This window comes from Bacillus sp. JJ1122, assembly GCF_036964885.1.
Taxonomy (GTDB): Bacteria; Bacillota; Bacilli; order Bacillales; family Cytobacillaceae; genus Mesobacillus.
Genome location: NZ_JBALQL010000036.1, coordinates 10605 through 24414, shown reverse-complemented (window position 1 = coordinate 24414; position 13810 = coordinate 10605). Strand labels below are relative to the sequence as shown.

Here is a 13810-nt window from a genome sequence, read left to right as displayed (position 1 = left end):
TTCTTCAACTAGGCTGTCACATTTTTCAGTAAGGAATTTAATAAAAAAGGCGGTTAATCCTTCTTGGATCAACGCACCCATTAATTTAAGTGCATTTTTTCGTAAAAAATAAAAATGCACTGTTTGTTTAAATGGAGTTCACACCATCAATTTACCATCTAATATGTATATACACTATTTGACTTTGAGAATAATCTTCCCCTTTGTACGCCCACTTTCAATATGATGATGAGCCTCTACAATCTGTTCCAAAGGATAACATTTTTCAATAACAGGTCTTAATTTTTCTTGTTCCACAATACTACTTAAAAAAGCCAAGTCTTCATCATTGGGTTTTGTAAAATGAATCTTTGCTTTTTTGCTGCCTAAAAATGAACCTATCATTACTTGAAATGGATGATATTTAGGGAAAAAAAGGTGCTCAGTAATATAAACACCTTTCTCGGTTAAAGATCGTAAGCAACTGAAAAAGGTTCGCTTACCAACAGCATCCAGAATAACATCGTATTTATTCCTATGAACAGTGAAATCTTCCTTAGTATAGTCCAGTACATAATGGGCTCCAAGATTCTTTACCCAGTCTAAATTGGAGGTACTACAAACAGCAGTTACTTCCGCCCCATAGTAATTTGCAAGTTGAACAGCAAAGTGTCCTACACCTCCCGAAGCTCCATAGATGAGAACTCTTTGCCCTGGTTTTACCTGTGCTACGTCTCTTAATGCCTGCAACGCAGTTTGAGCAGCACACGGAATAGCAGCAGCTTCTTCAAAAGTAATGTTTTTCGGCATATGACATAGGAAATTCTCACGTGGAGAGACATATTCAGAATGAGACCCGAAGCAACTACCAAATACGTGATCACCCACCTTAAATTTGCGAACATCTTCACCTACAGCCTCAATAGTCCCCGCCACATCTATGCCCAGTATGGGATTTTTGGGTTTCGTTAATCCATTATCCAACCTTGTTGGTAAATAACCCTTTCGGTACAAATAGTCTAAAGTATTGACAGATGCACTGTGTACACGAATCAACACCCTGTCTTGTTCCTTGATGGAAGGCTGTTCGATATCCTTTATACTCATAACTTCAGGGGAACCATAGGTACTATAAATTGCTGCTCTCACCTGCATACCTCCAAAATAATTCTAATTTAAGGCATTTATTTAATAAAAACTTATTCTTATTATATGATTGTTTCCTAAATATTCAGACTTTTTAACGTACTTTTTTTAAAACACTAACCCGTTAGTTCAGGATGGCCATCCAAATAACAACCATCAGAAAAGTAAATATCATATAACCCCCTATATTTTCACCTTTGGTCTTTCTTTTCAAAGTTTAAAACTGAAGACAGAATTGACCAGCATACGCAGAATCGAATTGACCGCTAACTCAAGATATAATCCATTAAATTTAGAAATCAAAATTTCTCCCTCAACAAAATCAGTCACATTGCTTTAATTCTTTCTAAATCCTTCTTCAGTTAACCTACTCCGATAGTTAAATATGGAAACCCAATAAAAGAGACATATATCCTTTCAAAGTAAAAATGATTTGTTAAATGTAAAAAAATAAAAGGACCAAAGCTCTACCATAGCAATTTGGTCCACAAAACAAATAATATTTTTTTATACTTAAAACACAGTACTTTTAATAATGTACAATCACTTTTGATGATAAGTACCCGAACCTGTTACCATGCGAGGCTACTTTAATTTACCGTTATGTAATTTCCATGATTTAAGCACTCTTCCGCTTAACATTTTTACTCTCCACTGCTGCTTTATTTCCGCCTATCGACAGCCACGTAACGAACACGAGCATGAGACCAACGCCAAGCAGTTGGATGCTATGCAGCATTGTATCAAACCAGATGACTGAAATGACCATGACGGTTAATGGTTCCACGCTTGATAAAATACTTGTCTCAACGGCACTTATATACTTCATGCTGGCTAAGAACAATAGAAATGCCATCGTGCCAAATATAATCAGTATACTCATGATGAGAAGTCCTTGTGGCTGAACGAGGAATGGCCAATGGTCAGATTGCCATACACGGTTGATCAGACCGAGAACAATCCCGCCAAGCAGCATACTCCACCCAACGATGGCTAGTACGCTCCATTCCTTCATCAGACGAGCTGGATATAATGTATAGAAAGCGAATGTTAATCCTACAGCTGCCCCCCAGAGCAAGGCTTCGTTACTGACGAGCAGTTTTCCGAGCGAGCCGTTTGTAAGGAGTAAGAAAAGACCGGCCAATGTTCCTGCTATTCCTAGGATTTGATACCGCGGAGGGAATTTCTTATGTGATAATGAAACATAAAGCACGACAAAAATTGGCGCAGAAAACTGCAATAACGTTGCAACGACTGCATTGCTCGTTTCGATTGCATAAGAAAAGGTAAATTGCAAACCAACCATCCCAAAAATACTAAAAAGAATCAGCTGATTGCGCCAGTAATTAGCCTTTACTACCCCAAATATATCTTCCTTTTTTATGGCCAGAAACAGCAATATGACAGATCCCGCAACTATCAAACGAACCGTCAGCAGAAATGGCACCGTCAAATCCGTATTGCTCAACACCCATTCCGTCAGTGAACCAGTCGTCCCCCATAACATCGACCCAATCACAATCATCAAAATCCCTTTAAGACGCAGCAATATGCTCAGCTCCCCTTCACCGCATTAAACCACTGGGGGTCAGACCCCCAGTGCGTTAGTGTGCTAAAGTCTTTAACTAGTCCACATAATCTATTAATCACATTAAATATTATATTACCATAAAATCCTATATGAAATTGCAAGTGGTGATACATAGGATCTAGTTATAAAAATGCTTCACCGAATTAACGTGTCCTGTGAACTTCTTTTTTCTATTGTTGGTCTTATATCGTTTATTCCGCGATATTATTAATTATTTAGTAAGTTAGTCGGATACATGCTTACAGAATATAGGGAGGAATGCTTGTGAAGGCTATCGTATGTAAAAAATATGGTTCTCCTGCAGTTCTTGAATTAACTGAGGTGGAAAAACCTATTCCTAATGATCATCAAGTTCTGGTGAAAATCCACTCATCTTCAGTGAACTATGGAAACCTGGTTCTGATGAAAGGTGAACCATTTTTAACGCGCTTTGCTTTCGGCCTTTTTAAACCAAAATACTCGATACCTGGCGGTGACATAGCAGGCACGGTTGAAGCAGTTGGTAAAGAGGTTAAGCAGTTTCAACCAGGTGATGAGGTGTTTGGAGACCTTGCCAGCTGTGGCTGGGGTGGCTTTGCAGAATATGTATCGGTGCCTGAAAGTGCTTTAGCATTAAAGCCCCCCAATATTTCCTTTGAGGAAGCGGCTTCTGTCCCTATGGCAGGAGTGACGGCCTTACAAGCCTTGAGGGGTAAAGGCAAGATTAAGCCTGGGCAAAAGGTATTGATTCATGGAGCCTCTGGAGGCGTCGGCACTTTCGCTGTTCAAATTGCCAAAGCACTTGGTGCTGAGGTAACCGGTGTATGCAGCACGAGAAATTTAGACATATTGCAATCATTAGGAGCAGACCATCTCATCGACTATAAAAAGGAAGATTTCACCCAAAACGGGCAGTGTTATGATTTGATACTTGGCGTGAATGGAAATCAGCCAATTTCAGCATATAAGCGTTCATTAAGTCCAAATGGAACATTTGTCCACGTCGGAGGATCCGAAACTCAAATGTTTCAAGCCATGCTTAAGGGACCTTGGATTTCAACGACAGGAAATAAGAAAATAAGGACTTTCTTACAACGACCGAACCAAAAAGATTTAAAAGATATAAAAGAATTAATAGAAGCCAGAAAGGTAAAACCAGTTATAGACCGAAGCTATAGCTTAGGTGAAATTAGAGAAGCTTTCAAGTATTTTGGTGAAGGTCACGCTCGAGGAAAAGTTGTTATTACAATATAAAATTTGATATAGAAGAAATGAATGCGGAGAACGCACACTATCTATAATGTGTGTTCTCCGCTTATTACATTTCAAAACCCTTAAAAATTTACCTAGAATTATAAACCTGTCTGATTCTGATAATAAAACAATACGCTTAACTTGAAATGATCTACTACCTGCAGTTGTTCAAAGATAACTTTATACAGTTCTTGATATTCTAACAAGAAAGAATAGATGGGATGTTTAATAAAGAAATTATTCTGTAATTCTGCTATCTCTCCTGATTTCAGTGTCCTTCCACATAACACTTTTCCTCCAAGGCAATACGCTTTGTAAAAATAAATCTCTAAATCATAGGCGAAGTCTTGTTCCTCATCTTCTTTAATAAAAATATGATTAAAGTTATTTTCTATCTTTTCTATGTCTTCAGAGGCATTGTGTTCAATCAACTTGTGACTTCTATCTATCAATTGCTGAGCTAGACCAGGCTGTTTTTCTGACTTAACCGCATCCAAAACGCATTCATATACATATAAAACATAAAATTCAATTGGTCTAGCTAAAACATTGTTTGCCTCTATCATTTGTTCTGCACGAATATTTAGTTCCATATAACTTTCACCTTTATGTAAAAAAATTTTAAAACGGTAATTAAAAGTCTTAAGCTTTTATGTTTCCACATTCATTTTCTAATGGTAAGACCCTATAACTTTAGCAAAAGCAGAAATAGCTTGCTAGCCTTAAAAAAATAAACTTTATCCCCTTTCTTTATTGCCTTTCTGCTTCACAGCACATTTAAATGCGTTCTATACCCTTATAGTGGGTAAACAAAAAGCAAGTTCAAATTTCAATAAAGAGGTGATTAATTTATGAAGTCCGATAACCCGATTTTAAATACTTCAAAAATGTCGAAAAGGATTTTGCCTCTTGCCGCTATTGGGATCGCCGGGGCACTCTATGCTGCCTCTGTTAATCGACGGAGGAAAACGGCTTCCATCTCTCATTCGCGAATTATGGATCTCATAGAACAACAGCCTACATGTATTACAATTGCCTGGCCAGAGAGTCATGGCCGGTATCGTGTGTATCGCGATCATAAACTCATTTATAATGGACCTGCCACAAAATTGATGGACCGAAACCTTATTCCAGGCACGCTTTATACTTACTCAATTGAAAAAATGGACGGAAATGATCATGTAGAGGAAATACTGAAAATCCAAACAAGAACGGAGGTAGATTATAAAGAAAGAGAAAATGCCCTTCAGGATCTCATCATGACTTCAGTTGTTGCTAATAATCAGGTCAGTCTTGAGTGGGAACCGATTGAGGGTGTATCCGAGTACACTATATTTAAAAATGGCGTGAAAATGAAAACAATTGACTGCTGCTCTTATATAGATGATGATTTGGAATCTGATGAGGAAATCATTTATACGATAAAAGCAAAAAGGCCGCTGCAGCGTTCAGATCAAATCAAGTGGGAAATCAAATCGGTAGTCGCTCATGCTGTAGGCGCTATAAAGAAGGATTCGTCCACTGAAATGGCAGCAAAAGAAGAATTTTCAATAACAAAGAAGATTGGTCCACTCAACCAGCTATTAAAACCAGTCGGTGCAATATCGGAAGGTAATAAGGAACGTCTGTGGCAGCTGCGCTATACCACTTTTTTAAATGAAGAGTGGCTGCAAAATCCGAATCCTGCTTCTGCTGATCACTATTTCAAAGGCGACAACCGCAGCTTTGACCCTGAGTCCTCCAAATTTCGCACCAGGGCCGACGTCTTTATCGATTCAGAAAACCCTTCTGCTTTGTTAAGCAAGGAGGTCGGCAAGACAGAGGCGTTTAACAAAAAAGAAGAATTCATAGAAGAAGCGGACGCTTCAGATGAGGGGATCAAACTCAAAAAGGTGTTTTCTGATGATGATAAAATTATGTTTCAATTGCATCATTCCATCAGTAACCCTTTAGTTATGTCACCGGCAATCGATTATATAGTATGCGGTACGTTTTACAAGGATGGGCAATTCGATCTTGTTGGCCTCCACGACCAGGCACCCCATCATGAAATCTATTTAAAAGCAGCAGGTACGGAAGACTGGCAGCCCATCCATCAAGCAGAGAGCAAGGGACTGGAGATGATGGCTAGTACACTTGCAAACCAATATTGGCGTTACTCCACTTTTACCTCATAATCAAAAAAGAACGGAAAAGCATCCAGTTGCTTTCCGTTCTTTTTCTTATTCATCAATACGGCCAGTGTTCACCGAAAGGAGAAACGGCTCCTATAAGAACCGTTTCCTAATATTTGGCGGTGGCAGCATGCAGCTTTCCTTTTGCCCAAACCATTTGTATCGATTCTTGGCAATCAAGTCGTAAACGATGTTCCTTATCGGACTTGGAATGATGGTAAAACCGTACAGCCATTTCCACGTCCCTTGCAAATGGCGGCTAATTCTCAGCGCCGCAGTCGATTTATAATATACCTTATCATCTTCAATTAAAATCATGCTGTCGACATCAGCAGGCACATTGTGCTTCTTCACCAGATTCTGCCCAGCTTCACTCTGCAGCGAAGCAAATTGGAAAATCCCTTTTGGATCGCGGTTTAAAATAAACTGGACACTCGCATCACAGAAGTTGCATACTCCGTCAAACAGAATAACAGGATGCATCGAACATCCCTCCTAGTATCAGACTTGGTTAAATCCTTTACTATATCTTTTATCCTTTAAAATGATAATAAAACAAAAAAAACGATTTCAAATTTTTTTAGTTATTATACACCCAAAAATCACTGCGGTACATACTGCCTCATAAGGATAATGAGCAGAGTTCCCCAGTCTAACAAACTCTTTACCTCCCTGCACCTCTAATTTTTTGAAGAAGTCGTGTGTAAGGTCAAGTTGGTGAGCATATCTTGTTTCCCTAAAAAATAAATATTGATGAATCTTCTTCTTTAAGAGTTTAAAAATCCACTGATCTAATTTTTATAAAACCATTCTCTATCCTATATGGTTATGTCAGAACGGATATATCTACTTTCCTTATAAATTTTTCACTTCTTCGATAACATTTTATGTTCACGCAACTTCTATTTTCTGGTTATGAATTCTATAACCGCATTAAATGGCTACGTCAGACGAAAAAACATATAATAGAAAAAAAGAAAGAAAAGAGGAAAAGGAATGGATGAAGAAACCAAGATGTGTTCTGCATCAAAAGTGATAAAGACAAGTAGGGTGTTTCCACTCGATACAAACAACCATGGAACGCTTTATGGAGGAAAATTGATGAGTATGATTGATGATGTTGCTTCAATATCTGCATCCCGTCATGCAAGGTGCGATATTGTTACGGCATCGACTGATTCAGTCGACTTCCTGATCCCCATACAAAAGGATCATTCTGTTTGCCTCGAATCATTTGTGACATGGGTGGGAACTTCATCAATGGAAGTATTTGTAAAAATCATATCTGAAGATCTGATGACAGGTGAAAGAAAACTCGCAGCTACTTCATTCCTCACATTTGTTGCCCTTTCAAAAGAAGGCAAGCCTGTATCTATCCCAAAAGTCGTCCCTAGTACACAAGAGGAAATCATGCTTCATGAAAGTGCAGCTGAGAGAGCCGAAAACAGGAAGAAGAGAAGGAAAAAAAGCCGAGAACTTGCTAAGAAAATGGATATAGATCTTCCATGGTAGTAGGTAAAAACGTACTGAAGGAACCCAGCCAAATGAGCGGGTTCCTTCTTATTTAGCCAGACGACTAATTCAATAGGCTTGTAATTCATGTTAAACCGTCCTTCGATATCCTAGTAAATCAATAGATGCTTTCTTCCATTTCTTTTTCGAATGCGAAGAGATAAGTTTATAATACAGTGCAGTATTCAGATAAATAAAACATAAGTAATGCAGCTACAAACGGTCGTGATATCTCCCTTCTTTTTCCTTCAGGTCTCCACTCCATAACCAATTGCTGAAATATGGCACTTTGCAAAAAGGTGTATATAGGACCGTAGATAGTTCTTAGAATTTTGGAACCATTTCATTTTGTTCACATTTTGTCCCCTTTGCGTTCATCAAATGTTCAATTTCGAAAGGATAATGGCATCCTAAATGGAATTATAATTACTCTTGTACTAACAACAAGGAGTTGGCAGCAATGAGAGATAAAATGATTGATTTTCTGCTAGGGTTGACCCTCTTGTGTATCGAATGGACTTTTCTATTTTTGCTTAGCGCAGGAAAGGATGTTAAGTCACAATCATAAGTTATATAAAGAAACTCCCGTGATAAATAATGGGTTCAAATACCTGTCACGTTTTATAAAAATACATTAAAAATCTTCTTATATTTGTTATACCTTTTGTCCTGCAAAAAGCAGGGCTTTTTGTTATGTAAGCATATTATTTAGGGGCACCTTATGTATAATGCGTTTTATGGTCAAAGTACTGGTATAAACCTGAACTGTGTTAGAAAAATAACCGGAAAAATTCCGTTTAAATTGGGAAACACCCATATTTCCTTAAGAATAAGCGGAGATTTTCCGCTTATATGATTCAAACCTTTGAATTTTGACTTAATTTAGAGCAGTTAACCGGAATTAATCCGCTTATTTTTGATTCTTAAGCCTCCTCTATATACATTAGCCGGAAATTCTCCGCCTATTCATTCTCATACCTATACGAATGAATAATTACAGAGCCAAAGTGTAAATAAAAACAGAATTTTGCAGTCCAATTAACGAGGTAACAGAAAACCTTTGCAACCTTCCATTTCGAAATACAAATTGGACCACATTTCTTAGTCTACTTTTATCATTATTCGCGTTATATCAATAAAAAATGACCAACAAATTAACATATAAATTGATGGTCATTTCACTATACATATTGGATTTTTGCGACAATAAAAAAAACCGTTACGCAATAAATGCGTTTCTTTTTCCTGGCTTTATTGGCTTTCGATCATTGTTCCGTATTTCGTTCTGTTCACCCTTACTGCTTCATCGGCTTCCACAGAATCGTAAAGTTCTTTTCGTACAACTATTTTTTTACCATTAATCTGCAGCCAATATTCGTTTTCAACATTGTAATTGCCATAGATATTTTTCACATTCTTACCCACACCTTTGCCCGCTATGATTCCCTCTTCTTCATGAAATGAAAATTCAGTGACAAGGTAATCCTCATACGCAAAAGATAACATTGCAATACAGCCAATCCATAGAAGGATGGAAAGTATTTTTTCCATTTTATCACCCGGGCTTAGCTTATGGAAAAGAACTGCATTTTAATCATTAACAACTTTACTGCCGGTCTCCCCCTGCTTTCCAAGGTTAAAAACATCTTTATCACTTTATATTGCTTACCACTGAATGGATCTGGAAAAGGATCCGCTACTACTGCAGCCACCTGGATTGGTACGAAGCGATGATCATCCTCCGTGATCGTATTAAAACCATGATCGTGTACATCTGCAAATGCAGCTGGTTTAAAATCCCTGAACACACTTGTAACCGTTCTTGCTTCAGCCGTTACAAAATCTCCTCCTTAATTGCGGATATATAAACTATTAAAAATGAAATGCTTTAGAGAGTCGATTCAGGAAAATTATGTTAAAGTATATTTAAACAAAAACTAGGATTGGTGATTATGGAAAATACAGCTCTTTTATTAAAAGAAGAACTGAAAGATCTTAATTTTAAGCAGCCTGAAACCATTAAAAATAAGGATCTCAATCAACTTATTCAGCAAATGGCAAACCATATCGGTTCCACTGACTCTGAGTTAAGAGACAAGCTGATCTATACTTCTTTTTACTATTTAATTAAACAAGATTATCTTAATGAACGACAGCTGACTCATTTATTGGAAACCTGTCTTGACGAAAATCACTTGTTATTAAGCATTGGCAGCACGAATGATGATTCCGTTTTCACAAGAGCGTTTTCTTCCCTCATTGTTGCGCTTATTTTAGGAAAAGACAGCAGTGAACGTTTTCTTTCCGATGCGTTAGTCATCCACGCAATTGAAAGCAGTCTGCTTTATTTAAATAAAGAAAAGGATACTCGGGGATTTGTGGAAGGAAAAGGCTGGGCGCATAGCATTGCCCATGGTGCGGATCTATTGGATGAGGCGATCAAGCACCCCCTATTTGAAATGGATTTGGCAGACGACTGCCTTAAAACGATTAGTGGCTGCATACTTAAGGAAGCAGCCTACACTGATCGAGAGGATGAACGACTTATTTATGCAGTCGAAGCTCTTTTAGACAAGGGAATGGATGAGAGTGTACTAGAAAAATGGATTACAAGCCTATCTGATCATCTCGGTGAAATGCAAAATCCAAATGGATTTTCTTTATCCATTTTTAGAAAAAAGACCAACTCAAGCAATTTCTTGAAAGCCTTATATTTTCGCTTGATGTTTAAAAACGAGGGAGTCAGCACGAGGAAAAGAATTGTGGAGATTTTAGAAATGTGGCATCAGAATTAGCCGCAGTGATATTCACTGCGGCTGCATGAACTAACACTTTAATTTCGAGCTTATTTTGACACAGAGTAAACAAGTATCTCTTTACCCCATTTAAAAATCTTCTTTTTTATCGTCATGCCGATTCGTTCAGCAACCTTTGCAGAGGGATGATTGTTAACATCCACCAATGAGATCATTTCACTTAAATTCAAATGCTCGAAGCCATATTTTTTACAAGCTGTTGCCGCTTCCGTAGCATAGCCATTTCCCCACACTCGTCTAGCAAACAGATATCCGATCTCCATTCTGGACTCTTCATCCACTACCTGAGGAACAATCCCGCATTGCCCTAAAAACTCTCCCGTTTCCTTGTCTTCTGCGATCCAGAGACCTACCCCATGATTTTCATAATTGTTTAATGTCCATTCAATCCATCCATTTGTTTCTTTTTCACTTTTAGTAGAAGGATAGTACGCCATCGCCACAGGATCTGAAAATATCTCGAGAAGCTTGCCTGCATCGTCCTTATCCATTTTTCTAAGTATTAACCGATCTGTGCTTATGATAAAAGGGGCCATATTCTTCCTCACTCCATAAAAAATTGAATCACATCTGGGGAGCTTCCATCCCAATCTGAGTCCATTCCTCTTTGGATGGCCCATAAATTCCTGGTACCCGTAATCCTGCCTGGCGCATTAGTACAGTCATTTGTCCTCGATGGTGAATCTGATGCTGAATTAAGAAAGATAGAAGCGTTCCTTTTGTCATCTTATTTCCAAAGAAATCGATCACTTCATCAAGATTTTCGTCTGTCCACTGCGTTTTTAAGGCATCAGCAAAAGCATAACTTGCCTGCCCATAGGACTCAGCAATAAATCTTGCAGAATCAGGCACAGGGTAGTCCTTCGCAGGTGCTTCAAACGAAAGTCCGGACTGGGAGGACATTACTTTTATCGCTGTTACGATATGCCATGCGATTCGACCCAAGTTCCAATTCTCTGAAGTTATTTCCTGGGCTAACGATTCATCCGTTAATTGATTAAGGGCTTTTTGAGTAGAAGCTGCTTCAAATTCCCATGATTCCATAAACCGATTCAAGGTTTTAAACATGTCCATTCCCCCTAAGTGAATAATGTTCCAACATCATTAGTATTCTGCGTTAGCTTCTTCATTCCTTTATCTTTAAAAATCATTATATAACCACGTTTCATTAGGAATCCATTACCAGTGATCAGGTTTTTTCAGACCTTCCGGCAACTTTGTACGTTGATCGCCTTTAGCTGAATTAATTTGTGCTTGGGTCAGAAAGAAACTTCCCGCAAGGTTTGCACCGCTTAAATCGGCGTCTCTCAAATCGGCTCCGATAAAATCACAATCTCTTAAATCTGCTTCTCTTAAATCAGCTGCAATCAGCAGTGCTCCACGCAAATTAGCTCCTCTAAAGTTCTCCCGTCGCATTTTTGCACCGATAAAACTGCTTCCCCGTTTTACCCTTTTGTCCTTATTTTTAACTTTTGAACGGACCAATTCGCTGGTCTGTAAAAGCAAATCATTCACCATTGCCCTGTGGGCCTGAATATCAAGGTTTAGAATGGCAGAAGCGTCCTGATTGGTAAGGTTTTCTGTTTTTTCTAAGGCGGACTCTATATCAGCATGTAGCGGCTTGGCTTCCTCAAAGAAAAGCGCCTCAAACAGATAACAAAGCATTTCATGAAGCTGCTGCATGATTGGAAATACATCGAACATTTCTTTTGCTGATGCTGGATGTTCACGCCAATCAATCCCCTTATATGTGAACTGGGAAACCTTTTGGCCAGCTCCAAAGCATTCATAAACCGTGCAACCTTTGAAACCTTTGCTGCGAAGGTTTTTATGGATGCTGCAACGATAATCTGATTGCAGATTTTGACAAGGAGAACCCCCTTCTTTATTAAAAGCAAAATCTGCTGATTTCGCATAAGGCAGTGCTACACAACATAAACCAAAACAATTTGTACAATCTGCGTGCAAATATTTTAGATTATTATTCTCTAATTGGATAGACATCCTTCCACTCCTCATAAAACACATTACAGAAATCCAAATTATGTATTTAAGCAATAGCTTATCACTTCCTTCACTTATCAGGAATACCCCTGGAAGAATCCAATAAAAGACCCCGGTACAATACCGGGGTCATACTTGATGCAACTTAGCCGTTTATTAGCTGATCACAGAACGATGTATAATTAGTGTAAAAATACTCTCATATTGAGCATCCCACAACACTCTCACTTAATGCTTAGATTATATTCTGAAGTAAGCTCAGCTTTTAAAAATTTTGCCAGCTCAAGCATGCCATATTTTCCTGACTTAGCTTCTGCATCGCCATTATAGTTGGTATTTGTATTAATGTCGTATGTGAAAATGTCTCCTTTTTCATTTCGGATAAATTCGATTCCTGCCACACTGATATTATTTGCTTCGAGAACCCTTTTAAATTTATCAATGATAGGGTCATTGAATCCTTCGATAATCTGGAATTTCGGTTTCTCTTCAACTTCCTCCCCGACAGGGCAGAATAAATCACCAATCTGGCAAGCGTCCGCGGGGCATAATTCAAATCCTTCTGATGTATCGACCCTAACAGCATATACAAACTCACCGCCAACAAACTCGCATCTAGTGATATAGCTTTCGGGTGAAAGGATGTATTCTTGGATGAGTGTGACGCCATCAACCGGTTCTTCAAAAGCAGGTCCTTCAACATATGTCTTCAACGCTTCAAGAGATTGGAACAGCTGGACACCGAGGCCTTTCCCCGCACGATTATGCTTGGTGATAAACGTTTTTCCTTCAAAATTGCTTGCTGCCTCAAGAATATGACCTTTGCAAACTGCCGCTATAGTCTTAGGCGTCCTGACACCAAATTTGTTAAGCTCCAGGTATTGCTTCACCTTGCTAACCTCTAAATCAAGTGCCTGTGTTCCGTTATGCACCTTTCGACCGTGGGCTTCCAGCCATGCTAAAACTTGCGAAGCATATTCAGGTGCAAAGCGATGGCCTCTTGTATGGGAGGACGCGCTCATTCTGCTATAAAATATTCCCTCGGGCGGCTCCGTTGATAAATCCAGCAAGCCCTGATCAAGATGCCATTCTTCATATGGCACTCCCAGCTCCTCAAGCCTCTTCGTTAAATGGACGGTCCATTCGCTATTTTCGTGTATGACATAAACTTTGCTCAAATTCTTTCTCTCCTTTATACACAATTTATTTTTAAAGATAAATAGCAATTCCCCTCGTTTTTCTTGGTAAAATCCCACCACTAAAATAATGAAGGATAGTTCATTTATCCATTTCTTGTGTTTCTTCGATTCAAGCCATTTTTTTACTAAAGGCTCTATTAAACAAGGCTGTTGATT

Annotated in this window: 14 protein-coding genes; 4 read left to right on the top strand and 10 right to left on the bottom strand. The window is 38.6% G+C overall.

Annotated features, from left to right (window positions below; translation table 11 throughout):
• Positions 1 to 174: 174 nt before the first annotated feature.
• Positions 175 to 1128: an NAD(P)-dependent alcohol dehydrogenase gene (locus V7201_RS19450; RefSeq protein WP_335378422.1), complete on the bottom strand. Its 954-nt coding sequence runs from the start codon at positions 1126 to 1128 to the stop codon at positions 175 to 177.
• 616 nt (positions 1129 to 1744) lie between these two features.
• The gene (locus V7201_RS19445; RefSeq protein WP_335378421.1) at positions 1745 to 2674 is read right to left on the bottom strand and encodes a DMT family transporter; all 930 of its coding nucleotides are present in this window, start codon (positions 2672 to 2674) and stop codon (positions 1745 to 1747) included.
• A gap of 306 nt (positions 2675 to 2980) precedes the next feature.
• Between V7201_RS19445 and V7201_RS19440 the strand changes: the two genes are divergently transcribed.
• Positions 2981 to 3949, top strand: coding sequence for an NAD(P)-dependent alcohol dehydrogenase (locus V7201_RS19440; RefSeq protein ID WP_335378420.1), 969 nt, complete (start codon positions 2981 to 2983; stop codon positions 3947 to 3949).
• Between the two features lie 98 nt (positions 3950 to 4047).
• On the opposite strand, the gene V7201_RS19435 is transcribed toward V7201_RS19440, so the two are convergent.
• Positions 4048 to 4542, bottom strand: coding sequence for a hypothetical protein (locus V7201_RS19435; RefSeq protein ID WP_335378419.1), 495 nt, complete (start codon positions 4540 to 4542; stop codon positions 4048 to 4050).
• A 258-nt stretch (positions 4543 to 4800) separates the two neighbouring features.
• On the opposite strand from V7201_RS19435, the gene V7201_RS19430 reads away from it, so the two are divergent.
• On the top strand, positions 4801 to 6126 hold the full coding sequence (locus tag V7201_RS19430) for a DUF3238 domain-containing protein (RefSeq protein WP_335378418.1): 1326 nt from the start codon (positions 4801 to 4803) through the stop codon (positions 6124 to 6126).
• A gap of 90 nt (positions 6127 to 6216) precedes the next feature.
• On the opposite strand, the gene V7201_RS19425 is transcribed toward V7201_RS19430, so the two are convergent.
• Positions 6217 to 6606, bottom strand: a complete 390-nt coding sequence (locus tag V7201_RS19425; RefSeq protein WP_335378417.1) for a thiol-disulfide oxidoreductase DCC family protein — start codon at positions 6604 to 6606, stop codon at positions 6217 to 6219.
• Between the two features lie 513 nt (positions 6607 to 7119).
• On the opposite strand from V7201_RS19425, the gene V7201_RS19420 reads away from it, so the two are divergent.
• Entirely contained in the window at positions 7120 to 7635 is a 516-nt protein-coding gene (locus V7201_RS19420) for an acyl-CoA thioesterase (RefSeq protein WP_335378416.1), read from the top strand.
• A 1251-nt stretch (positions 7636 to 8886) separates the two neighbouring features.
• Here the strand turns inward: V7201_RS19420 and V7201_RS19415 are convergent.
• Together V7201_RS19415 and V7201_RS19410 are read right to left on the bottom strand one after the other, a co-directional pair.
• On the bottom strand, positions 8887 to 9186 hold the full coding sequence (locus V7201_RS19415) for a hypothetical protein (protein WP_335378415.1): 300 nt from the start codon (positions 9184 to 9186) through the stop codon (positions 8887 to 8889).
• Between the two features lie 14 nt (positions 9187 to 9200).
• Positions 9201 to 9443 carry a hypothetical protein gene (locus V7201_RS19410; protein ID WP_335378414.1) on the bottom strand — a complete coding sequence of 81 codons (243 nt, stop codon included), beginning with the start codon at positions 9441 to 9443 and terminating at the stop codon, positions 9201 to 9203.
• A 144-nt stretch (positions 9444 to 9587) separates the two neighbouring features.
• Here V7201_RS19410 and V7201_RS19405 point away from each other — a divergent pair, with 144 nt between their 5' ends.
• Positions 9588 to 10430 carry a DUF2785 domain-containing protein gene (locus V7201_RS19405; protein WP_335378413.1) on the top strand — a complete coding sequence of 281 codons (843 nt, stop codon included), beginning with the start codon at positions 9588 to 9590 and terminating at the stop codon, positions 10428 to 10430.
• A 50-nt stretch (positions 10431 to 10480) separates the two neighbouring features.
• On the opposite strand, the gene V7201_RS19400 is transcribed toward V7201_RS19405, so the two are convergent.
• The 4 genes from V7201_RS19400 to V7201_RS19385 form a co-directional block, all read right to left on the bottom strand.
• Positions 10481 to 10987: a GNAT family N-acetyltransferase gene (locus V7201_RS19400; RefSeq protein ID WP_335378412.1), complete on the bottom strand. Its 507-nt coding sequence runs from the start codon at positions 10985 to 10987 to the stop codon at positions 10481 to 10483.
• Positions 10988 to 11015: 28 nt separating this feature from the next.
• Positions 11016 to 11519 (bottom strand): DinB family protein, encoded by a 504-nt coding sequence (locus tag V7201_RS19395; protein ID WP_335378411.1) that lies wholly within the window; start codon positions 11517 to 11519, stop codon positions 11016 to 11018.
• Between the two features lie 111 nt (positions 11520 to 11630).
• Positions 11631 to 12455, bottom strand: a complete 825-nt coding sequence (locus V7201_RS19390; RefSeq protein WP_335378410.1) for a pentapeptide repeat-containing protein — start codon at positions 12453 to 12455, stop codon at positions 11631 to 11633.
• Between the two features lie 224 nt (positions 12456 to 12679).
• Positions 12680 to 13633 (bottom strand): ATP-grasp domain-containing protein, encoded by a 954-nt coding sequence (locus V7201_RS19385; RefSeq protein WP_335378409.1) that lies wholly within the window; start codon positions 13631 to 13633, stop codon positions 12680 to 12682.
• Positions 13634 to 13810 lie beyond the last annotated feature (177 nt).

Excerpts from the sequence above, each read along its gene's own strand:
- V7201_RS19405 (WP_335378413.1), top strand. The coding sequence starts at position 9,588 with ATGGAAAATACAGCTCTTTTATTAAAAGAAGAACTGAAAGATCTTAAT.
- V7201_RS19395 (WP_335378411.1), bottom strand. The coding sequence starts at position 11,519 with ATGTTTAAAACCTTGAATCGGTTTATGGAATCATGGGAATTTGAAGCA.
- V7201_RS19420 (WP_335378416.1), top strand. The coding sequence starts at position 7,120 with ATGGATGAAGAAACCAAGATGTGTTCTGCATCAAAAGTGATAAAGACA.
- V7201_RS19425 (WP_335378417.1), bottom strand. The coding sequence starts at position 6,606 with ATGCATCCTGTTATTCTGTTTGACGGAGTATGCAACTTCTGTGATGCG.
- V7201_RS19435 (WP_335378419.1), bottom strand. The coding sequence starts at position 4,542 with ATGGAACTAAATATTCGTGCAGAACAAATGATAGAGGCAAACAATGTT.
- V7201_RS19415 (WP_335378415.1), bottom strand. The coding sequence starts at position 9,186 with ATGGAAAAAATACTTTCCATCCTTCTATGGATTGGCTGTATTGCAATG.
- V7201_RS19390 (WP_335378410.1), bottom strand. The coding sequence starts at position 12,455 with ATGTCTATCCAATTAGAGAATAATAATCTAAAATATTTGCACGCAGAT.
- V7201_RS19430 (WP_335378418.1), top strand. The coding sequence starts at position 4,801 with ATGAAGTCCGATAACCCGATTTTAAATACTTCAAAAATGTCGAAAAGG.
- V7201_RS19400 (WP_335378412.1), bottom strand. The coding sequence starts at position 10,987 with ATGGCCCCTTTTATCATAAGCACAGATCGGTTAATACTTAGAAAAATG.